At 71.4% G+C, this 19,890-nt stretch carries 20 protein-coding genes, 1 tRNA gene and 1 pseudogene; 7 read left to right on the top strand and 15 right to left on the bottom strand.

From position 1 onward, the window contains the following. Positions 1-50 precede the first annotated feature (50 nt). A tRNA-Met gene (locus tag DFH01_RS23415) sits at positions 51-127 on the top strand. Positions 128-844: 717 nt separating this feature from the next. After that, positions 845-1,006: pseudogene (locus DFH01_RS23405) on the top strand (ATP-binding protein); the annotation flags it as partial. 231 nt (positions 1,007-1,237) lie between these two features. Here DFH01_RS23405 and DFH01_RS23400 read toward each other — a convergent pair. The 3 genes from DFH01_RS23400 to DFH01_RS23390 are packed head-to-tail and all read right to left on the bottom strand — an operon-like array spanning position 1,238 to position 4,709. Then, positions 1,238-1,558, bottom strand: a complete 321-nt coding sequence (locus DFH01_RS23400; RefSeq protein WP_109872898.1) for a hypothetical protein — start codon at positions 1,556-1,558, stop codon at positions 1,238-1,240. Beyond that, entirely contained in the window at positions 1,555-4,035 is a 2,481-nt protein-coding gene (gene ctaD, locus DFH01_RS23395) for a cytochrome c oxidase subunit I (RefSeq protein WP_109872897.1), read from the bottom strand. The genes DFH01_RS23400 and ctaD overlap by 4 nt, the downstream gene beginning before the upstream one ends. Further along, positions 4,032-4,709: a cytochrome c oxidase subunit II gene (locus tag DFH01_RS23390; RefSeq protein WP_199231364.1), complete on the bottom strand. Its 678-nt coding sequence runs from the start codon at positions 4,707-4,709 to the stop codon at positions 4,032-4,034. The genes ctaD and DFH01_RS23390 overlap by 4 nt, the downstream gene beginning before the upstream one ends. An 18-nt stretch (positions 4,710-4,727) precedes the next feature. Between DFH01_RS23390 and DFH01_RS23385 the strand changes: the two genes are divergently transcribed. After that, positions 4,728-5,243: a DUF2231 domain-containing protein gene (locus DFH01_RS23385; protein WP_109872949.1), complete on the top strand. Its 516-nt coding sequence runs from the start codon at positions 4,728-4,730 to the stop codon at positions 5,241-5,243. Here DFH01_RS23385 and DFH01_RS23380 read toward each other — a convergent pair. From DFH01_RS23380 to DFH01_RS23325, 12 genes are all read right to left on the bottom strand, one after another. Further along, positions 5,213-5,725, bottom strand: a complete 513-nt coding sequence (locus DFH01_RS23380) for a CopD family protein (RefSeq protein ID WP_109872895.1) — start codon at positions 5,723-5,725, stop codon at positions 5,213-5,215. The genes DFH01_RS23385 and DFH01_RS23380 overlap by 31 nt on opposite strands. After that, positions 5,722-6,432 carry a cytochrome c oxidase assembly protein gene (locus DFH01_RS23375; protein WP_109872894.1) on the bottom strand — a complete coding sequence of 237 codons (711 nt, stop codon included), beginning with the start codon at positions 6,430-6,432 and terminating at the stop codon, positions 5,722-5,724. Before DFH01_RS23375 ends, DFH01_RS23380 begins: the two co-directional genes overlap by 4 nt. A 361-nt stretch (positions 6,433-6,793) precedes the next feature. Continuing rightward, positions 6,794-7,291, bottom strand: a complete 498-nt coding sequence (locus tag DFH01_RS23370; RefSeq protein ID WP_199231363.1) for a DUF421 domain-containing protein — start codon at positions 7,289-7,291, stop codon at positions 6,794-6,796. A 269-nt stretch (positions 7,292-7,560) separates the two neighbouring features. Beyond that, a complete protein-coding gene (locus DFH01_RS23365) occupies positions 7,561-8,346 on the bottom strand; it encodes a PepSY domain-containing protein (RefSeq protein WP_158287871.1) in 786 nt (261 codons plus the stop codon). Between the two features lie 123 nt (positions 8,347-8,469). Continuing rightward, complete coding sequence (locus DFH01_RS23360) at positions 8,470-9,144, bottom strand: PepSY domain-containing protein (protein ID WP_109872891.1); 675 nt, start codon at positions 9,142-9,144, stop codon at positions 8,470-8,472. A gap of 300 nt (positions 9,145-9,444) precedes the next feature. After that, complete coding sequence (locus tag DFH01_RS23355; RefSeq protein ID WP_109872890.1) at positions 9,445-9,618, bottom strand: DUF1328 domain-containing protein; 174 nt, start codon at positions 9,616-9,618, stop codon at positions 9,445-9,447. A 127-nt stretch (positions 9,619-9,745) separates the two neighbouring features. After that, positions 9,746-11,110 carry a sigma-54-dependent transcriptional regulator gene (locus DFH01_RS23350; protein WP_109872889.1) on the bottom strand — a complete coding sequence of 455 codons (1,365 nt, stop codon included), beginning with the start codon at positions 11,108-11,110 and terminating at the stop codon, positions 9,746-9,748. Beyond that, on the bottom strand, positions 11,107-12,561 hold the full coding sequence (locus DFH01_RS23345) for a sensor histidine kinase (protein WP_109872888.1): 1,455 nt from the start codon (positions 12,559-12,561) through the stop codon (positions 11,107-11,109). The genes DFH01_RS23350 and DFH01_RS23345 overlap by 4 nt, the downstream gene beginning before the upstream one ends. A 623-nt stretch (positions 12,562-13,184) precedes the next feature. Next, positions 13,185-15,608, bottom strand: a complete 2,424-nt coding sequence (locus DFH01_RS23340; RefSeq protein WP_109872887.1) for a recombinase — start codon at positions 15,606-15,608, stop codon at positions 13,185-13,187. Between the two features lie 61 nt (positions 15,609-15,669). Next, positions 15,670-16,101: an RrF2 family transcriptional regulator gene (locus DFH01_RS23335; RefSeq protein WP_109872886.1), complete on the bottom strand. Its 432-nt coding sequence runs from the start codon at positions 16,099-16,101 to the stop codon at positions 15,670-15,672. Between the two features lie 122 nt (positions 16,102-16,223). Next, on the bottom strand, positions 16,224-16,598 hold the full coding sequence (locus DFH01_RS23330) for a hypothetical protein (protein ID WP_109872885.1): 375 nt from the start codon (positions 16,596-16,598) through the stop codon (positions 16,224-16,226). Further along, complete coding sequence (locus DFH01_RS23325) at positions 16,595-17,299, bottom strand: 5-formyltetrahydrofolate cyclo-ligase (RefSeq protein ID WP_109872884.1); 705 nt, start codon at positions 17,297-17,299, stop codon at positions 16,595-16,597. Before DFH01_RS23325 ends, DFH01_RS23330 begins: the two co-directional genes overlap by 4 nt. A 104-nt stretch (positions 17,300-17,403) precedes the next feature. Between DFH01_RS23325 and DFH01_RS23320 the strand changes: the two genes are divergently transcribed. The 4 genes from DFH01_RS23320 (at position 17,404) to DFH01_RS23305 (ending at position 19,871) form a co-directional block, all read left to right on the top strand. After that, positions 17,404-17,850, top strand: a complete 447-nt coding sequence (locus DFH01_RS23320) for a group III truncated hemoglobin (protein WP_109872883.1) — start codon at positions 17,404-17,406, stop codon at positions 17,848-17,850. Next, positions 17,847-18,500: a DUF542 domain-containing protein gene (locus DFH01_RS23315; protein WP_109872882.1), complete on the top strand. Its 654-nt coding sequence runs from the start codon at positions 17,847-17,849 to the stop codon at positions 18,498-18,500. Before DFH01_RS23320 ends, DFH01_RS23315 begins: the two co-directional genes overlap by 4 nt. Continuing rightward, positions 18,497-19,033, top strand: a complete 537-nt coding sequence (gene mog / locus DFH01_RS23310; protein ID WP_109872881.1) for a molybdopterin adenylyltransferase — start codon at positions 18,497-18,499, stop codon at positions 19,031-19,033. Before DFH01_RS23315 ends, mog begins: the two co-directional genes overlap by 4 nt. Positions 19,034-19,217: 184 nt before the next feature. Then, positions 19,218-19,871 (top strand): NnrU family protein, encoded by a 654-nt coding sequence (locus DFH01_RS23305; protein WP_109872880.1) that lies wholly within the window; start codon positions 19,218-19,220, stop codon positions 19,869-19,871. The last annotated feature ends 19 nt before the right edge of the window (positions 19,872-19,890 follow it).

Here is a 19,890-nt window from a genome sequence, read left to right as displayed (position 1 = left end):
CGCCGGGCCACCACGCCGGATCCTCACCACAACGACAGACACCACACCACCGCGGGGTGGAGCAGCCCGGTAGCTCGTCAGGCTCATAACCTGAAGGTCACAGGTTCAAATCCTGTCCCCGCATCCAACGATCCCAATGCTTCTCCGCCAGATCCAGAACTCCTGTTCGTACCCACGCGAACAGGGGTTCTGCCGTTTCGGGGCAAGGCGATCACCCGGCCGGCGGCGCCGTCCTCCGGCTCCAGGAAAGCCGCCACGTCATCCCGCAGGGTGAGCGACACCTCGCCTCGCCGGGCGCCCGGGATCATCAGGATCGCGTCGATCAGCAACCGCAGCGCCTCGGCCGCCGGCGCCACCGTCGCCGGATCGGCCAGCGCCTCCTCAAGGGTCTCCACCCGCCGACGGCGCGTCCGACCGCATCGTCTTCGGCAACTACAATGACGGCTCGCTCGACATCTTCGCGCCAACCAACCCCGGCACCCTGGCCCAGGCGGACACGATCAGCGGCTTCGCGGGCCCCGGCGATCTCGGCAACCTGCTGGAGTTCACGCGCTCGGCCTTCGCCGGTCTCGGCAGCAAGGCGACGGTGTTCAGCCTCGCCGGGGGGGCGAACATCGATCTCAGCGCGGCTGGCGTGTTCATCCTCAACGCTGCCGATGCGGTGGCTGGGAGCTTCGCCGACCGTGCCGCGATCAACGCCGCCTTCGGCAACCGCGTGCTCGGTGGAGATCTCGGGCACGCGGCCTTCGTGGTCGCGCGCGGACCGGGCGGCACCGATGCCGCGATCTACTACGTCCGCGACCTCGACAACCTGCCAGGCCTCGCCGACGCGGATGCGGTGACCTTCGGCAGTTGGGACCAGGCCTTCGCGGGCGAGACGGTGCTGACGGCGGCGATGCTCGATCGCCTGCTGCACCACGCCACCGTCGTGCAGATCAGCGGCGAGAGCTACCGCCTGAAGGACAAGCGCCGGGCAGGCGTGATGGCGAAGAAGGAGAGCCGCTGAGCGGCGTCGCCCGGGGTGGGGCTCGCCCCACCCCGGGCATCACGTGGGTCAGATTTCAATCGGCGACCCCGCGCAAAGCGGGTCAGAATCCAACCGGCGTTGACATGCGAGCTGGTGACGTGGCCCCAAGTCGGCGCGAGCCGCGGGCGTTGTGACGGGCAGGATACAAGAGCACCTTGCGCATTGACAGCCGAAGCCGGCACGGACCTGGGCTGAGGGAGGCCACGAGCCTCAAAGGCACAGCGAGGTTGTGGCAACGGGGAGCAGGGTCCAGGCGGTGGCAACGAGCGCGACGACAGCAAGCGCCAGGCTGACGCCCCGGACGAACCCCGAGGCCGGGGCGAGGCGCGGTCCGCGCAGCCCGAGCAGCAGCACGGCCTGCAGCGCGACCGCCGCGACCGCCGCCGCGACCAGCGCGACGCGCCCGGCCGCCAAACCGAGCCCGGCCGCACCCCAGCGCGGGGAACAGACCAGACCCTGCAGCCCATAGACGGCGCTGAAGGAGGCGAGCCAGATGGTCAGCGGCACCGAGATGCGCAGGACATCCCTCACATCGCGAGCCCCGGCAGCCAGGCCGCACCGAGGCCGAGCAGCGCCACGGCCGCGGTGTAGTCGGTCCAGAGACGCAGGATGCGTGCCTCCCCGAGCCGGCGGCCGGTGACGTAGCCCGCTGCCGCCCGCGCGCCGAGGAAAAGCGTCATCCCGCCTGTCAACGCGGCGTGGAACAGGACATAGCCGCCGACCACCCAGACCGTCGCGTCGTAGGCATGGGCATCGTGCGAGGTCCCGAGCAGCAGCGTCGCCGCTGCCAGCCCGGTCGCGCCGGCACCCGCCAGCCCGAGTAGAAGACCGATCCACGCCCCGCTGCCACGCCGCAGCGCCCCGTCGGCGAGCCGTATGCCCGCCACCGACAGCGACACCCCGCCGAGCAGGAGAAGCGCATCCTCTAGCCCGGGCTCCGGGTAGGCCGCCGGCGGCCAGCCCGGCGCCACGGTCCACAGGAAGGCGTAGCCGAACAGCAGCGAGCCGAAGAGCGTCCCATTGGCGAGCAGCAGGAACAGCGACCCCCACCAGCCAGGCGGGTCCGGGGACTCGGCGGCGAGCGGCAGCGCAAGGCCGCGGCCGACCGCCTGCGGGCCTTCCTCGCGCGTCGAACCCAGGCTCCAGACCCAGCGCGCGACCAGCGCCGCGACGCCGAGGGCGGCCAGCGGCACCAGCCAGTAGGCCTTCAGCAGCATGCCGAGGAAGATGCCGCCGGTGACGAAGGCCATGACGAAGGGCAGCGCCGTATTGGCGGGAAAGACGACGAGCTGCGCGGGCTCGCCGGTCGCGATGTCCACGATCAGGGACTCGCGGCGGTTTCGCGCGGGGTCGCCGAGATACCCTTCGCCACGCGCGAGCCTCGCCGGCAGGTCCGGGTCGTCGTGGACCGGCTCGCGCGAGGCGACCAGCGGCAGGCTGGCGAAGTTGTAGGCGGCCGGCGGCGTCGGCATGGCCCAGTCCAGCGTGCCCGCGCGCCACGGATTGCGCGAGCCGCGCACCGCGACGGCGGCGTTGACCACCACGTCCAACACCACCAGCGCGAAGCCGATCGCCGTGACGAATCCGCCGATCGAGGCGATCAGGTTGATCCACTCCCATCCCTGCCCGGGGTCGTAGGTGTGGATGCGCCGGCGCTGGCCGAGCAGCCCCGCCCAGTGCACGGCCAGGAAGGTGACGTGGAAGCCGATGGCAATCAGCCAGAAGGCCGTCTCGCCGAGCTTGAAGAAGCGCTTGCGTCCCGTGACATGCGGCATCCAGTAGTAGAGCGCGGCCAACATCGGGAAGACGAACCCGCCGACCAGGACGTAGTGCAGATGTGCGACGATGAAGTGCGTGTCGTGCGCCTGCCAGTTGAAGGGCACCACGGCTACCATGACGCCCGTCAGCCCGCCGATGACGAAGGTGGCGAAGAAGGCCAGGATCCACAGCATCGGCAGGGTGAGACGCGGGCTGCCCTTCCACAGCGTGCCGATCCAGGCGAAGACCTGCACAGCCGTCGGCACCGCGACCAGCGTCGAGGCCGCCGAGAAGAAGGCGAGCCCCATATGCGGGATGCCGGTGGTGAACATGTGGTGCACCCAGAGCCCGAAGCTCAGCACGCCGAGTGCGACCGCCGCCGCCACCACCCAGCCGTAGCCGAGCAGCGTCGTGCGCGCCATCACCGGCAGGATGGTGGAGATCACGCCCGCCGCGGGCAGGAAGATGATGTAGACCTCCGGATGGCCGAACAGCCAGAACAGGTGCTGCCACAGCAGGCTGTCGCCGCCGCGCTCGGTCACGAAGAAGGGCATGTCGAAGGCGCGTTCGAGCTCGAGCAGGATCGAGCCGAGGATCAGCGGCGGGAAGCCCGTCAGGATCATCACCGCGGTCACCAGCGCATACCAGGCGAAGATCGGCATGCGCGACAGCGACATGCCCGGTGCCCGGTAGCGCAGGACCGTCACCGTGATCTCGACCGCCGCGCAGATTGCCGAGATCTCGACGAAGGTGATGCCGAGCAGCCAGAAATCGGTGTTGATCCCCGGGCTCGCGGCCCGCGAAGAGAGCGGCGGATACATGAACCACCCGCTGTCGGGCGCGATCCCTGCGACAAGCGAGAACAGCAGCAGCGATCCGCCGAGGACGTAGCACCAGAAGCCGTATGCGGTCAGGCGCGGGAAGGCCAGGTCGCGCGTGCCGAGAAGCTTGGGCAGCAGATACACCGCGATCCCTTCGAAGAGCGGGATCGCGAACAGGAACATCATGATGGTCCCGTGCATCGTGAAGACCTGGTTGTAGACATCGGGCCCCAGGAAAGCTGAACGCGGGGTGGCGAGCTGGGCGCGGATCAGCATCGCCAGGATGCCGCCGATCATGAAGAAGAGCACCGCCACGAACAGGAACATCCTCCCGAGGTCGCTGTGGTTCACCGTGGTGAACCAGCCCTTCCACCCCGGCTCCGACGACCAGATCCGCGTCAGCAGGCGATGGCGTCGCAGCGCGTTCACGGCGCATCCCCCGCCAGGAAGGTTGCCCAGCCGGCCGCGTCATGCGCGCGCACGGTGAAGCCGTGACCGAGATAGGCCGTGCCGTTGTACTCCGCGCTCACGCCCGCGTAGTCGCCGGGCGCCCAGGCCTCGATCCGCAGCACGTTCACATGGCCCGGTATCGCGTCGAGCTTGCCCGCCAGCCGCGGCACCCAGAAGCTGTGGATCACGTCGGCGCTGGTGATGGCGACGTCGACCTGCCGCCCTGCCGGGATGTGCAGGATGCCCTCGGTCATCCGGCCCGGCGCGTCGGCATAGGCGAAGGACCAGGCCCATTGCCGCCCCTCGGCGCGGACGGTCACGACCTCGGGGCCGGGCCTCGTGTGCAGCCGCTCGCCGACGACCAGGCCATAGGCCAGCAGCGCGGCCAGGACCGGGAACGTGAAGCCGAGGCCGAGCCCCATGATCCAGAACCTCTCCCGCCGCGTCTCCGCGGCCGCCGAGACGGGTGCCGGCCCGCGTCGGAAGGCGAGGACGAGAAGCGCCATCACGAACAGGAAGATCGCCGTCGCACCGGCCAGCATCACCCACCAGAGCGTCGCGATGTCCGCGGCCGCCGGCCCGGCCGGATGCACGGCGGAAAGCCGCTCCTCGCAACCGGCCAGCGAGAGCGGTGTTGTCGCCGCGATCCACACGCGAAGGGAGAGGCCGCGATGGCGCAGGAGATGCGGCAGGCCAGGGTTGACGAGCTGGTGGACCCGATCGCGCAACACCCTGGCTATGATGCGACCGAATCCAAGATCGCCCTCTGGGGGCACCCGCTGCATGCGATGACGGTGGCCTTCCCGGTGGCGCTGACCTTCTGCGCCTTCGGGGCGGACGCGCTTTACCTGCTGTCGGGCGAGACATTCTGGGCGCGCGCCGGCGTCTGGGCCGCGGGAACGGCCTTCCTCTTCGGCCTCGCCGCGGGCGCGACCGGCACGATGGAACTGCTGATGGTGCGCGGCATCCGCATCCGCGCGCCCGCCTGGACGCATTTCGTCATCGCGGTGCTGCTGCTCTCGCTGCTCGGCGCGAACTGGGGCTACCGGATACAGGGCTATGAGGCGGCGGTGCTGCCCTACGGCATCCTCCTGTCGGGCTTCAACGTCCTGATGGTCATGGCGACGGGCTGGCACGGCGGGAAGCTCGTCTTCGACTACCGGCTGGGCACGTCGAAGGGCAGCTGAACGCCCCAGGGCTGCTCCAGCCAGCGCGGCATCGGGATCACGCCGAGTTCCGGCTTGGCCAGCACGAGCGAGAGGATGGCGAGGATCAGCAGCGTGAGCGCCAGCGTCGGCAGCAGCGGCTCGGGCGGCCTGTGCGCTCCCGGCGTCTCGGCCGCGGCGACGATGATGTAGCTGACCCAGGCGTGAAAGCCGACGAGCAGCGCCACGCAGACGAGCTTGGCGAACAGCCACAGCACGAAGACCTCGCGCAGGAAGATGAGCAGCGTCCCCGAGGCGATCGCGACCACGCCCGCAGGCGTGACGACGAAGGTGTAGCCGTAATGCGTGGCCCGCCGGATGCGGGCGTAGTCCAGCTGGCCGATCGCCGGGTCGTGCCGCGCCAGCATCAGCGGCAGCGCGAAGAGCCCCGCGCACCAGAGCCCAAGCGTCGTGATGTGCAGCGCCTTCAGGTGGGGGATGCTGGGCTCGAGCCACGGAATCACGCTGCGCGCCCTTCCATCGCGCGCCAGGCGCGCCGGGCGACGAGCGCGCCCCAGGCCATGTAGGCCAGTCCCGCCGGGACCCACATCAGCAGCCCGCCGAGCTGCTGGTCCTGCAGCGGCCAGAGCCCCCAGGCGAGCGGCGCCACCTGATGGATCGCGTAGAGCGGCTCGGGCGCGAAGGTCAGCAGCGCCCCGAGCAGCGCCATCTGCACATAGGCCCCCAGGATCAGCAGGAGCGCGTGTCCGCCCAGCCGCGGATGGAGAACGGCACGCCAAAACAGCGTCGCGCTGACGAGCAGCGAGACCTGCATGGCCCAGTAGGCCGGCACCCAGGAGAGGGCGAGGTCGTAGGCCGCCGGCAGGTGCCAGGCCCAGAGCACCACGGTCGAAGCCAGCAGGCACGGCGTTGCCAGCCGCGGCACCCGCGCAGGCCACGCGACCGCGATGAGCGGCGCCGCGACCGCCACCAGCAGGACGTGGTGCACGACCCGCGCGGCGAATAGCGATGCCGACAGCGCGCAGAGCGGCGAGACCAAGGCCAGCACCAGCACCGCCAGGGCCCCGGCGCCCGCTCGGCTCCGCCCAAGCGTGACGGCAAGCACGCCGAGCGCCAGCACCAGCATCGGATCGAGGTTCCAGCGCAGCCAGAGCTCTGCCGGATCAGGCGCAGGGCCGCAGTAGATCCGGCTCCAGATGGCGGGGCTCATGCCGTCGCCCTCATCGCGCCCCGTCGCCGCTTATCATCTGCACGCGGGCGCTCTCGCCTGAGCCCGGGTGTCGAATGAGCCGCAGTTTGTCGCATTGCCGTCGGACCACGCGCTCCGATGCATTCTCGTTGGTGCCCACGGCAGCCACGATCGGCTTCTCCTCGCGGTGGATGAGCGGGATGGATGCTGCAGGCCACGCCCGGACGCACCCGATCGGCGACGCCGGCAGTCAGGGCTACGCGACAGGTTGCGTAGCCAACGATGCCAATCGGCCGCGGTTCCGCTGCGGCGCATGCCGGCGCTGCAGCACGGCCGCACCCCGGACGGAAGGACAGCCCGTCCGGATGCGGACCTCGCTCGCCTACCGGAGCTTCAAAACTACCTTCAGGACGCCGTCTTCGATCACCGCTTCAAGGATCCGCGGTTCCGGCGTCCGCGTCACCACGCTGACCTCGCCGCTGCGCTCCAGGCGTGCCTCCTTCACCCTCGACGGGTTCTCGACGCCCTCGGCACGGAGCGCGCCGAGCAGATCGTCACGGCTCATATGCGCGCGGCGCATCTCGTCCCAGTTGATGTGCCCGTCCTGCACGAGCACGCGGGTGTGGCTCTTCACGAGGGTGCCGAAGTGGTCGGAGCGGAAGGCGAGGCTGGCGAAGCCCCAGTGCAGGCCGACGAGCATGAAGCCCGCGGCAAGCGTCGGGGCGATGTCGGCCGTGCTGTTGATGGCACGGCTGACCACCGAGCCGAGGATGACGCCGAGGATGACGTCGAAGGCGGTGTTCTTGCCCATGAAGCGCTTCTCGCCCCAGCGCACCATGACGAGCGCGGCGAGATAGACCAGCGCAGCACGGGCAACCACCTGGAGGAGGTCTGGGCTGTCCCGACCGGCGCCAAACAGGCTTTCTGCCAAGCTCGCAAGTTGCTCCATGGCGTTCTCCTTGCGAGGAGGCAGGGTCAGCCGCCCGTCGAGAAGGTCCAGCTCAGCCCCGCAGGCACCCGGAAGCCCGGCGAGGCGTCGTCGAGGCCTGCACCCGCCGCTCACCAACAGCCCGCGACATGACGCCTCGGCTCAAGATCAGAAATCGCCCCAGGGCCGGCTGACCCTGGGGCGCGGCAACGGACGCTGCGTCAGTCGTTGCTGCCGCTCTCGTCGCGATCGCGATCCCGGCGCTCGCGCTGGAGGATCTCACCGCTGCGCGCATTGAGGCGGACATCGTAGGTCCTGCCGTCTCGCCGCGCCTGCGCTTCGATGATGTTGCCGTCGCGCTCGATGTTGCGAACGTTGGACCAGCCGCGGTCGCTCAGCATGGCCTTCACCTGGTCCTCGTTCAGCCGGCTCTGGTTCAGCACCCGGCCACTCCGGGGATCGATGCGCAGATCCTCCACGCGCTCGCCATATCGCCGCGCATCGGCGGTGAAGCGACCGTCATTGCGCTCGAGGTTCTCGATGTCGGAGTAGCCCCGCTCTCGCAGCCTCGGGCGGATCTCCTCCTCGCTCATGCGCCCGCCAGAGGACTGGCGCTGACTGGACTGGCCGTAACCCTGCGAGCCACCGAAGCGGCTGTCGTCGCCGGAGCCCTGCGAGCCCATGCCGCCCCGACCGTAGGACTGGCCGTAGCCCTGCGAACTCATGCCGCCCTGATTGCCGAAGCCGGGCTGCCGATCCTGGCTCCAGCTGCCCTGGCTGCCATACTGGCCCGAGCCGAAGCGGCTGCGCCGCTCATCCTCGCGCCCCTGCCGGAAGCCGCGCTCGTAGGCGTCGCGGGATCCGTCATCCATGCCCCGGCTGTTCCAGCCGGAGCCGTACTGGCTGCCACGGTCGCCGTAGTTCTGGGACTGCGCCAGCGCCGGCGATGCGACCACTGCCGTGCCGGCCAGAAGGGCGACTGCAAGAGTGGTCGTTTGGAGCTTCATGCTAGCGTTCCTCATGCTGTTCTCCTTGGTTGCCGCCAGCCTCCTGCTGCGGGATGCGCGGAGGCTGGCCTGCAAGGGCAGGTGGAGCCAGGCGGCTCCCCTGCCTGGTCAGCGCACTCGGTGTCAGCCCGAGTTGCCGGACTGCCGGGTCACCGTGCCGGTGCGCGCGTCGATGCGCAGGTTCACCTCGCGGTCGCCCTGCTTGGCCTTGGCTCGGATGGTGTCGCCATCGCGGCTGACGTCGCGGTAGCCGCGGTCACGCAGCAGTGCCTTCGCCTGGTCCTCGCTCAGCCGGTCCTCGTCGCGAACCTGGCCGGTGCGGGCATCGACGCGGAGATCCTTCACCTCTTCGCCGTAGCGCTTCGCCTGGCCGACCTTGAAGTTGTCGCCGTCACGCTCGAGGCCCTGCACGTCCGAGTAGCCGCGGGCGCGAAGGGCGGAGCGGATCTGCTCCTCGCTCAGCCGGCTCGCCTGGCCGGCCTGCGACGCGCTGCCGCCGGACTGGCCGGCCGTGGACGGCGTCGTGCTGCCGGTCTGGCCGAGCGTGCTGCCCTGGGTGGAGGGGCTGCCCGTCATGCCGCCCCGGTGCTGCGCCGAGCCTGCCTGACCCATCGTAGCGCCCTGGCGCTGCGCGGAACCCGGCTGGTTCATCGCCGCGCCGGGCTGGCCGTGCTGCGCCTGGATGCCACCGCTGGCGCTGCCGGGCTGGCCCGGGTTCACCGCCTGCGCGCCGGCAAGCCCATAGGCGCTCACCGCAATGGCCGTGGCGAGGGTGGTCGTGGAAAGAAGTCGCTTCATGCGTTGGCCTCCTGTTTCTGGTGGACGGCCCGCCGGCCGCCCAGGCTTCGGCCAGACCACAAGGGGACACTTGGCGCGCGACCGAGGTCATGCGCCGTGGCCTGACTGGAGGGACAACACGCGCCGCGGACCGCTGTTCGAGGACCTTCCGCATGCCGAAGCGAAGCGGTGGTCCTGTTCGGAAGACGCGACCGGATGCGCGTCGGCCGGACCGGACGTTCAGATTGCCGAACACCAGGAGCCTGCCGGCCGGGCGGGAGACGCCCGGCCCGGCGCGGCGAAGTGGATCCGGGGAAGCGGCTACGTCACCTTCTTGTAGACGGTGAGGCCGAGCACGAAGAGCGCGACGGCGACGATCACCGCGAGCCAGAACAGGACCTTGGCGATATCCATGAAGGCGCCGGCGAGGCCGCCGAAGCCCAGCACACCGAGCACCAGGGCGACGACGGCGAAGATGATCGCGTATCTGAGCATTGTCAGTCCTCCGTTCGCAGGAACTGGGAGACGAACGGACCAGCGGTGCCGCCGTTCCGGCGCGAGCGTTGCGCCGATCGGCAAAGCACAAGCGCCGACCAGGTGCCGCCCGGCGGTCGTGGGCCTGTCACCGTGACGGCGGGCCGAGCCGCCGCATGCGCTCCCAGAGCGTCGTGCGGGAGACGCCGAGCGCGCGCGCCGCATCGCCGACCTTCCCGCGGCAACGCGCCAGCACGCGGCGGATGTGCTCGCGCTCCGCGGCATCCCGGGCTTCGGCCAGTGACGCCGGCTCCGGCGTGCAAGCCGTCGCCGCACCCGCTGCGTGCTCCACCAGCGGGAGGGCAGCGTCAGGCTGCGTGTCCGGCTGCTGCGCTGGCGCCGGAAACAGGTCCGCCCGAGTGATCTCGTCTGCGGGCGCGAGCAGCACGGCAAGCTCCATCCGGTTGCGCAGCTCGCGCACATTGCCCGGCCAGCGATGCGCGAGCAGCGCGTCCACCGCATCCTCCCCGAGGTGCTTCGTCTCCTCGCCTGATGCTCGCGAGAAGTGCTCGAGGAAGTGGTCCGCAAGATCGGTCAGATCCTCCGGACGCTCGCGCAGGGGCGGCACAACGAGTTCGACGACGGAGAGCCGGAACAGCAGGTCCTGACGGAATGTGCCCGCTCCGGCCAGGCCAGCGAGATCGGCATTGGAGGCAGCGACGATGCGGGCCCGGAGCCGCCGCGGCTCGGTCACGCCGGGCGGAGCGTAGCTGCGCTCCTCCACCAGCCCCAGCAGGCGCGCCTGCAGCGGTGGACCGAGCTCGGCGACCTCGTCCAGGAAGAGCGTTCCCCCGCCGGCGCTGTCAAGCAGGCCCGGCGAGTCGCCACGCCCGAACAGCACCGCCTCCGCCTCCTCGGCCGTCGAGGGGAGTGCGGCGCAGTCCACGGCGACGAAGGGCGCCTCCGGCCCCGCCTGGCCGTGCAGGCGCTTCGCAGCCACACCCTTGCCCACCCCGCTTTCGCCGCGCAGCAGCAGTGTCGCGGGGCTCTGTGCCACACGCTCGAGCGCCGCGGCCAGGGCGCGCATCGGCGGGGAACGCCAGCCGGCAACCACCTCGGGCTCGCCCGGCACGCGCGCGCTGCGTGAGGCATAGGCCGCGAGCTTGTCGAGCAGGCGCTGCGGCTCGAAGGGCTTCGGCAGGTAGTCGTCCACGCCTGCCCGCATCATTCGCACTGCCTGCTCCACGCCACTGAACGCGGTCATCGCGACCACCGGCGTGCCGCCAAGCTCGGGCATCAGCCGCGCGATGAGCGCCTCGCCGCTGCCGTCCGGCAGGCGCATGTCGCAGAGGACCATGGTCGGCCGGTGCCGGCGGAGCAGCGTCTCTCCCTCCGCGACGCCCTTCGCCCAGTAGGTGACGACGCCCGACAGGCGCAGCAGCTGCACGATGGAGCGGCCGAGGACGGCGTCGTCCTCGATCATCACGACGGAACAGCCCGCGAGTTCGCTCATGCCGAAAGGTCCTCGGGGTCCGTGCACAGCGGATCGGAGGGGTTGGGCGGCACGACGAGGGTGATGCGCGTTCCGCGCGCTTCGCCACCACGCTCCACCGCGAGGCGCGCGCCGAGCCGGCGCGCGATGGTCTCGACGATCTCCAGGCCGAGGCCGGGCGTGGCCTCCTCGGCGCCTGCCGGCCCATCCTCGCCGGTCAGTCGTCGGCGCGCCGCATCGGGCAGCCCTGGCCCGGCGTCCTCCACCTCGACGAAGAGGCATTCCTGCTCATCGAGCCCCGCCCGCAGCCCGGCCCGCGAGCCGGCCGGCGAGGCCGCAACCGCGTTCAGCAGCAGGTTGAGCACAGCCTGGCGTAGCGGCGCCGCATCGACGGGAAAGGGCCGCGGCAGGTCCGCCATCCAGTTCAGCGCCACGCCCCGCGCCTCGGCCTGCGGGGCGACCAGGACGCGAAGATCCTCGAGATCGGCTTGGCTCAGCGGGCGCTGCAGGCCGTGGTCCCGGTGGAAGGCGAGGGTGGACGAGACCACGCGCTCGATCTGCTCCAGCCCGCGCGCGATCACCTCCACTGCCTCCTCGCGCTCGGGGCGGTCGTCGCCGAAGCGGCGGATGATCTCGACGGAGGTCACGATGCCCGCCAGCGGGTTGCGCACCTCGTGTGCGACCGTCGCGGCGAGCCGCCCGAGCGTAGCCGTCCGCTCGCGACCGGCGAGCTGGCGCTCCAGCCTGTCGCGCTCCTTCACATGCGCCACCACCGTGTTGAAGGCGAGCGCGAGGCGCCGAGCCTCGGTTCCCGCCGCAGGCAGCTCTGCGTTCGGGATCGGCGAGATGCGGCCACGCCCGGCCCTGTCGAGCGCATCGGTGACCGTGAGCACCGGCCTCATGGTCCAGCGCGCCGCGACGGCGGACAGCCCGCCGCCGACGACCGCGAGCGCGAGGCTGAACAGGACCATGCCCCCGCGGAAGCGCTGCCGTCGCCGCGCCAGCCCTCCCACGTCGAGCTGCGCGGCGATGTAGGCGATGTGCCGCCCATCCTCCTCAAGGGGCCGCTGCGCCCAGACGGCCCCGCCATCCTCCGAGAACTCCAGCGTCTCGCCGGGAACACCGCGCAGGAAGGGAGCGGGCCATTCGCTCTCCGGCCCGACGCCGGCACTGGCATAGTGCTCGCCGGCTGGCGTCCCCACGATGATCTGACGTTCCCGGATGCCCTGCTGGAAGCCGAGCGCCCGGTTCAGCGCGGCCTCCAGACCAGGCCCGTCGTCACGGAGGACCGAGGGCAGCACCGCGGCGGCGAGGCCGTCCAGGTATACACGACCGAGGCGGGAGATCTCGCGGTCGGTTATCTGGCCCATGCCCCACAGCATCAGCCGGCTGGTCGCCACCGCGAAGACGAACACCGCCAGGCCGGCCAGCAGCGGCACGCGGAGCGAGACGGGCAGGGCTGGACGTCGCATCGGATCCTTGGGCCGTGGTGGGCCGCTACGAGGGGCAGACGGTCGCAACGCCGCAGGGCGCCCCCGGTGTCTCCGACGCCGCCCGGTTGGCTACCGACGGGCCGAAAGGCGGGACGCGAACTCAGGACCCGTGTTCGGAAAGCCGAACATCGGGCCGAGAGCGCCCCGGGATGCGGTTCGGAATTCCTGGCATCCACGACGTCCCATTCGCCAGTCGCAACAGCCCCGAACACTGCCGCGCCCGGGATGTTCTCCCAAGGAGGCGAACGGGGCCCAACCGGACCTGGATGTCGCTGGAACGCTGCACGGCAAGGAGATCGGACATGCTGAAGGGTGGACTGCTGTGGCTGCTCGGGATCCCGATCCCGATCCTCATCGTCCTGTGGCTTATCGGCGTGCTCTGAGCGGAGGAACGTCGCGCCGGAGTGGAGGACGAATCACCATGTCGCGCGCACGACACGCGCCCTCCAGCCGCAGCATCGACGCCAAGTGACCAACCAGCTCGATCCGGGGGGCCGTGCCGGACGGCCCCCGGGAGCCCCGGCCCGGCATAGCGCCCGCCAGGGAGCAGCGACTGATCGCCCGGCCAGCCCCGCCAGGACTTCGAGGTCCAGGGCCGGGCGTCAGATCGGGCAGACGCCCGACGCGCAGGCGAGATGCGCCATGTCCACCGCCTCGTGGAGCGCCGCATCCTCGATGCCGTCCACGATCGCGGCGAAGCGCCCGGCGGGCAGTTCCTCCTCCGGCAGGTATTCGTAGCCGAGCGCGTGATCCGGCCGGCTCGGCAGGATGGCGCAGCAGCGGATCTCCGGCTGGTGACGCAGCACCAGCTCGCGGAACGCGTCGAGGTCGTGGCGGTCGGTGAAGATCTTGAGCGTGTAGCTCACCTGGTTGCCGCGCTCGGCACCGATCCAGTGCCGCTCCAGCAGGCCGAGCCAGCGATACTGCTCCGCCGGGCTCGCCTCCGGCGCCGTCACCAGACGGTCGCCGATGCCGAGCCGCTGGATCAGCGGCAGCGTCGGGAAGCCGACGATCGACATGCCGGGGAAGCTGCGCAGGCCACGCACCGGATAGCCGCGCGCCTCGTAGTCCGGGAGCAGCGGGTCCGCGTCGCGCGCCCAGCCATGCTCGCCCTTCACGCCCTTGAACTGCACCCAGCGCAGGTATTGCCGCCGCGCCGGCAGATGCGCGCCCTCGGTCAGGCCGAACAGCTTGCTCGTGGTGCCGGCAGGCTTCACCGTGGTGACGGTGAAGGGCGCCGGCAGGCCGAGTTCGCCCGCATAGGCGACGCCTTCCTCCTTCGCCGCCGCGGACAGCCGGGCCAGCATCGCCCAGAAGGGCGCGCTCCGCCGCTCGTCGAGCAGGTCCTCGAAGCTGAAGCCCCAGCGCATCCAGGCCCATTCGTGCAGGCCGGTCGGGCCGATGCCCATGCGGTTGGTGCGTCGCACCTCGTCGGCGTAGAGCGCATCCATCAGGTTCGCCCGCATCAGGAAGCGCACGCCGAGCCGCACGCTGTCCTCTACTCGCGCATCCCATGCCGCCGCGACGTCCTCCGTCACCTCGCCCGGCGACATCGCCGCAAGGTCGCGCGGGCAGGCGAGCAGCGGCGCGAAATCGGCGATGACGCAGTAGCCGCCGGTGACGTGCAGCGTGATCTCGCCGCACGGGTTGGTGGTGGCGGGGAAGCGCGCCTCGGCCGCGCGGCGGCCGAGCTCGGCGAGCAGCGGGACGGCGTGGTCGGCCGCGTAGCGCGCCGAGCGCAGGTCGCGCCCGTCCGTGTGCACGGGCTTCGCCCAGGCGGTGCCGGTACGGTGGTCCTCGAGCCGGTCGCCGTTGATGAAGCCGGGCTCGCCATTGATGTAGCCGCAGGCGGTCGCTTCCTCGAACACCGCCAGCGCATGGCGGTCGAGCGGCGAGCCGCTGCCCGCACGCGCGGCGCGCACGCCTTCCCAGAACGCGGCATCGACCATGACGGAGTTGTTCGCGGTCCAGAGCCCGCCCTCGGCCTTGAGGCGGATGAAGCGGAAGATGCCAGGGTCGCGCCAGGACTTCGTCGCCATGCGCGCGGCACGGCGCGCGCCGCCGACCTGCACCTCGACCGAGAGATGGTGATCGACCAGCAGCGCCTGCTCCCAGGGTGCCAGCGCCTCGTCGGCCGGGCTGCGGTGGCGCGCCGGCTCGATCACCTGGTTGCGCAGGTTGACGAAGGCCCGCAGCAGCGACAGCGGCCCGGAGGCCGGCCGCCCCTGCATGCCGCCGATCGGCGCGCCGCAGGGGCGGATGGCGGAGAAGTCGAGCAGCAAGGTGCGGTCCGCCGCACCCGCGAAGGCGAGACTTTCCAGCAGCTCCACCGCCTTGCCCCAGCCCTCGCGGCTGTCGGCGATGGCGTGGCGGATGGCGTGCAGCGGCACGGCCTGCGTGTCGCGCAGGATCTCGCGCGCGACGAAGGCGCGGATCTCGGCCTCCTGCGCCTCGCTCATGGCGGCGAGCGTGGTGCCCCAGGGCAGCAGGCCGAACTCGGCGCCGAAGCGGTGGATCTCCTCGCGCCTGTCAGGGAAGTCGGGATGGTCGGGCGAGAGGTGCAGCAGCAGCCGCGGCGCCTGGCCCCAGTCCACCGCCACCAGCTCGTCGTCATAGGCGCGGCCGACGCCGCTGCCGTTCAGCAGCAGGTAGAACAGCGCGAAGCTGGTCATGGCGGTCGCGCAGTTGGTGAAGACCTCCATGTTGCGCCCCGGTTGCGCCGCGTCGCCATGCTGCAGGTGCCGCCCGGAGGTGATCAGCGCGCCCGTGGCGATGGCGTTGCGCAGCCGCGCCCGTTCCGTGGCATCGGCGCGTTCGCCCAGCAGCGCCATGTTGCCGGCGGCCACGCGGTCCGCGACGCGGCCGAAATCCTCCGCATCGGCAGGGCGGAAGACGGTGCGCCGGGCAACGGCGAGGCCCATGCCGGGGTCGAGGGCGCGCGGCGGCAGAGGCGCTTCGCCGAAGCTCGAGCCGGGCTGCGAGGCGCTGTTCCGGCGCGAGGCTGCGCCGACGGGCAAACCATCCATTGGGCCACCTTCCTCACGGGTCGCGCGGCGCGCGACTCAGGTGGAAGACAACATATGGTGGTCAGAGAGGTCCGTCATCCACAAAATGTTGTAACGGCGTCAGGCACGCCGCCAGGCTGGTCCTGTCCAGCACCGCCATGAAGGCCTCCCGCGCATCGCCTAGCGTGCCGGCCAGACGACAGGTGGGGGAGAAGCAGCAGGCCCCGCCATCGGCGCGAAAGCACTCGACCAGCGCCTGCCCGGCCTCGAGACGGCGTACGACCGCGCCGATGCGGATCTCGCTCGCCGGCCGGGCCAGCGTGACGCCGCCGCGCGCGCCGCGCTGCGTCCGCACCAGGCCGGCGGTGGCGAGGTACTGAACGATCTTCTGCACATGGTTGCGCGGCACGCCGATGCCTGCCGACAACTCCTCGGTCGAGAGCTGGCGCGCCGGATCCTCGCCAAGCTTCAGGAGGATGCGCAGCGCAAAGTCGGTCGAGGCGAGAAGGCGCATTCACGGCCCCCCAAGAAGGGAATGGACAGGAGCGGGTTCGGCATGGCCAGCGCGAAGCGGCCTGGGAACAGGTCGCGCGCCGTCTTGGGGAGGAGCGGCGGTACGCCCGGCACGTGCGGCGGTCATGATGCCGATCCTCCGAGCCAGGCGACGGCCAGGTCGATCTGCAGGAAGCCGATCAGCAGGAGCACGTTCAGCGCCCAGGCCACGGTCAGCGCACGGGCGATCTGGCCCCAGGGCGGCGCCGCAGGCCCGGCGCAGCGCCACACGGCAACCAGGATCAGGCCGGTGTACAGCAGCATGACCACCAGCAGCAGTTGCTGCACGTCGATGCGCTGCGCCTCGCGTGCCAGCAGGAACAGCAGGGCGAGGCCGCTGCTGACCAGCACGCCATAGACCCAGAAGACGCGCCCGAGCCCCGCCCGCCCGGTGAAGGCTCGCCATTCCGGCTCGAACAGGAGCAGGAGTGCCAGGATCAGCCTGTGCGACCAAGTCATCGGCATCCGGGCGGCCCGTCCGGAGGCGGCACCGGCGGCGCGTCGAGCACGCCGTCCTCCGTGACGATGGCGGTCATCGGGATGTCGTGCGGCTGCGGGAAGATGGTCGGCATGCGCGACAGCGCGAAGCCCACCCCGATCGCACGCGGTCGCGGCGAGAGCGCGGCCAGCGTCCGGTCGAAGAACCCGCCGCCATAGCCGAGCCGGTAGAACGCCGGATCGAAGCCCACCAACGGGGCCAGAACCACCGCCGGGATCACGGCGTCACCCGCCGCCGGGACGGGGATGTTCCACAGGCCCGGGCGCAGCGCCTCGCCTGGTTGCCAGCGGCGGAATTCGAGCGGCCGGCCATGCGCCTCGGCCACCGGCAGCGCGGTGATCGCCCCGCGGGCGTTGGCCGAGGCCATCCAGGGCCGCAGGTCCGGCTCGCCCCGGAACGGCATCCAGGCCGAGACGACGATGCCCCGCGGATCGCCCAGCAGCGTGTCGAGATGGGCCGCGATGCGAGCGGACAGGGACGCGCGCGTCGCCACGCCAAGCGCAATGCGCGCGGCGATCAGCCTCTCCCGCTCGGCGCGGCGGAAGCGCGCGACATCGCGGCGCTGCTGCGGGTCCACCGCCGCGAAGCCGCCCGCGGCGTCCGGTTCCAGTTCGTGCAGGAAGCAGACCGGGGAGGCGAGGCTGTTCGGTGGTCGGGCCATGGCGGGCTCCCTGCGCTCCGGGCGGCAACTGCGGCCGCCGGGAGAAATTGGCATTGACAATACCACAATACGGGCGGATGGTAAGTGGTATAGGAGATACCAGATTGCACGCGTACCCCGAAACCTCCGAGCGCCGCGCCGCCCTGGCACGTCAGCTGAGCGCCGCGACCGGCCTGGACGAGGCGGTGCTGGAAGCCTTCCTGCGCGTCTTCTACGGCGCCGCGCGGCGCGACCCGCTGCTCGGCCCGGCCTTCGACGGCGTCGCGGACTGGGAGGCCCATATCGCCCGCATCACGCAGTTCTGGTGCTCGGTCGCGCTGATGGCCGGCACCTATCACGGCCAGCCGTTGCAGGCGCATGCGCATCTCGGGCTCGGCGCGGCGCATTTCGCCCGCTGGCTCGCCCTGTTCGAGGAGACCGCCGCGGCGCGCCTCCCGCCCGCAGGCGCCGCGCATCTGATCGAACGCGCCCGCCGCATCGCCGCCAGCCTCGAAATGGGGCTGACACCTCTGTCCCTGCCCAACCGGACCAGCAAGGAAGTCCCCGCATGAGTGCCGCCACCGACCCCGGCTTCGCCGCCCGCCAGATCGGCGAGATCGCCGCCGCCCTGCCGGGCGCCACCGCAGTCTTCCGCCGCCGCAAGCTCGACTTCTGCTGCGGCGGCGCCGTGCGCCTGGCGGATGCGGTCGCCGCCGAGGCGCTGCCCGCGATCGAGGCCGAACTCGCCGCGCTCGTGCCCGGCGTGCCCGAGGCGCCGGAGGAGACCGGCGCGCTGATCGACCACATCATCGCCCGATACCACGACGTCCATCGCGCCCAGGTGCCGGAGCTGATCCGCCTTGCGCGCCGGGTGGAGGCGGTGCACCGCGATCACCCCGAGGTGCCGCAGGGCCTGGCCGATCTGCTCACCCGCATCGAATGGGAGATGACGGACCATATGCAGAAGGAGGAACAGGGCCTCTTTCCCATGCTGCGCGCGGGCCACGCCCCGGCGATGGCCATGCAGCTGATGCGCGACGAGCACGACGACCACGGGCTTCGCCTGCGCGGGCTGGAGGCGATCACGCACGGCCACGAGCCGCCCGAGGATGCCTGCAATTCCTGGCGCGCCCTCTATGCCGGGACGGCGCAGTTCGCCGAGGACCTGACGCAGCACATCCACCTCGAGAACAACGTGCTGTTCCCGCGCTTCGGCGCATGAGCGCGGTGGTGCCGGTCGGCGTGGTCACGGTCAGCGATCGCGCCTTCCGCGGCATCTACCAGGACCAGGGCGGGCCGGGCATCGAGGCGGCGCTCGCGCGAATCCTCGCCACGCCCTGGCGCCCCGTGCGCCGCCTGGTGCCGGACGAGCGGCCGGCGATCGAGGCGGCGCTGATCGAACTCGCCGACAAGGAAGCCTGCCCGCTGATCGTGACCACCGGCGGCACCGGTCCCGCGCCACGCGACGTCACGCCCGAGGCGACCGAGGCGGTCTGCGCGCGCATGCTGCCGGGCTTCGGCGAGCTGATGCGCGCCGTCTCGCTGCGCGCCGTACCGACCGCGATCCTGTCGCGTCAGGTGGCCGGCACGCGGGGGTCGAGCCTGATCGTCAACCTGCCGGGCAAGCCCTCCGCCATCGCCGAATGCCTCGACGCGGTGTTCCCGGCCATACCCTACTGCATCGACCTGATCGGCGGGCCGCGGATCGAGACCGACCCGGCCGCCTGCGTCGCCTTCCGGCCGAAAGGGGCGTGATGGCGGGCGTCGCTCTCGCCCTGGAGCACGTTCCGATCGACTGCAACCAGTCGATCGGCAGGTCGTGCTCTGGAAACAATGATCCCGGAGCAGCTTATGCCCGTTCGGCGCAACCGCGGCTCGGTTCCACTCGAACGGGCGCTGTTCTGGCGCGGCCGCCGAGGCCAAACGGGAAGCCGGGCTGATGGGCGGCTGGGGCGAATACGCCGCGGCCTGGGCGGTCTTCCTGGCCAGCCACATGCTGCCGGCGCGCCCGGCGCTGCGCGGGCCGATCGTGGACGTCGTGGGCGAGCGCGCCTTCCTGGCCGCCTACAGCGCGCTGTCGATCCTCATCCTGGCCTGGATGATCGGCGCGGCGGGCCGGGCGCCCTTCGTGCCGGTCTGGGGCTGGGCCTGGTGGCAGGCCTGGGTGGTGAACGTGGCGATGGTCGCGGCCTGCCTGCTGGCCGCGCTGGGCGTCGCGGTGCCGAACCCGTTCTCGATCGCCGGGGCGCGCAACGACCGCTACGACCCGGCGCGCCCGGGCGTGCTGGCGCTGACCCGCCATCCGGTGCTGCTCGCCCTCGCGCTTTGGTCGGGCGCGCATCTGCTGCCGAACGGGGACCTGGCGCATGTGCTGCTGTTCGGGCCTTTCGCGGCGATCAGCCTGCTCGGGATGCGCGCGCTCGATGCACGGCGGCGGCGGCGATGGGGGACGGGGCGCTTTGACGCGCTGCTGCCGCGCGGCCCGGCCCGGCTGGCGCCGGCGCGGCTGGCCGCCGGGCTCGCGCTGTGGGCCGCGCTGGCCGCAAGCCATGCCGCGGTGATCGGGGTTCCACCCTGGCCCCTCCCGCCCTGAATGCGCGCGCGGGTCACCG

It is taken from the genome of Falsiroseomonas bella (assembly GCF_003173615.1).
Classification (GTDB): domain Bacteria; phylum Pseudomonadota; class Alphaproteobacteria; order Acetobacterales; family Acetobacteraceae; genus Falsiroseomonas; species Falsiroseomonas bella.
This window is presented reverse-complemented; position numbering and strand designations above follow the sequence as displayed.

Excerpts from the sequence above, each read along its gene's own strand:
- DFH01_RS23385 (WP_109872949.1), top strand. The coding sequence starts at position 4,728 with ATGGCGCAGGAGATGCGGCAGGCCAGGGTTGACGAGCTGGTGGACCCG.
- DFH01_RS23375 (WP_109872894.1), bottom strand. The coding sequence starts at position 6,432 with ATGAGCCCCGCCATCTGGAGCCGGATCTACTGCGGCCCTGCGCCTGAT.
- DFH01_RS23365 (WP_158287871.1), bottom strand. The coding sequence starts at position 8,346 with ATGAAGCTCCAAACGACCACTCTTGCAGTCGCCCTTCTGGCCGGCACG.
- DFH01_RS23360 (WP_109872891.1), bottom strand. The coding sequence starts at position 9,144 with ATGAAGCGACTTCTTTCCACGACCACCCTCGCCACGGCCATTGCGGTG.
- DFH01_RS23355 (WP_109872890.1), bottom strand. The coding sequence starts at position 9,618 with ATGCTCAGATACGCGATCATCTTCGCCGTCGTCGCCCTGGTGCTCGGT.
- DFH01_RS23350 (WP_109872889.1), bottom strand. The coding sequence starts at position 11,110 with ATGAGCGAACTCGCGGGCTGTTCCGTCGTGATGATCGAGGACGACGCC.
- DFH01_RS23345 (WP_109872888.1), bottom strand. The coding sequence starts at position 12,561 with ATGCGACGTCCAGCCCTGCCCGTCTCGCTCCGCGTGCCGCTGCTGGCC.
- DFH01_RS23340 (WP_109872887.1), bottom strand. The coding sequence starts at position 15,608 with ATGGATGGTTTGCCCGTCGGCGCAGCCTCGCGCCGGAACAGCGCCTCG.
- DFH01_RS23335 (WP_109872886.1), bottom strand. The coding sequence starts at position 16,101 with ATGCGCCTTCTCGCCTCGACCGACTTTGCGCTGCGCATCCTCCTGAAG.
- DFH01_RS23330 (WP_109872885.1), bottom strand. The coding sequence starts at position 16,598 with ATGACTTGGTCGCACAGGCTGATCCTGGCACTCCTGCTCCTGTTCGAG.
- DFH01_RS23325 (WP_109872884.1), bottom strand. The coding sequence starts at position 17,299 with ATGGCCCGACCACCGAACAGCCTCGCCTCCCCGGTCTGCTTCCTGCAC.
- DFH01_RS23315 (WP_109872882.1), top strand. The coding sequence starts at position 17,847 with ATGAGTGCCGCCACCGACCCCGGCTTCGCCGCCCGCCAGATCGGCGAG.
- mog (WP_109872881.1), top strand. The coding sequence starts at position 18,497 with ATGAGCGCGGTGGTGCCGGTCGGCGTGGTCACGGTCAGCGATCGCGCC.
- DFH01_RS23305 (WP_109872880.1), top strand. The coding sequence starts at position 19,218 with ATGGGCGGCTGGGGCGAATACGCCGCGGCCTGGGCGGTCTTCCTGGCC.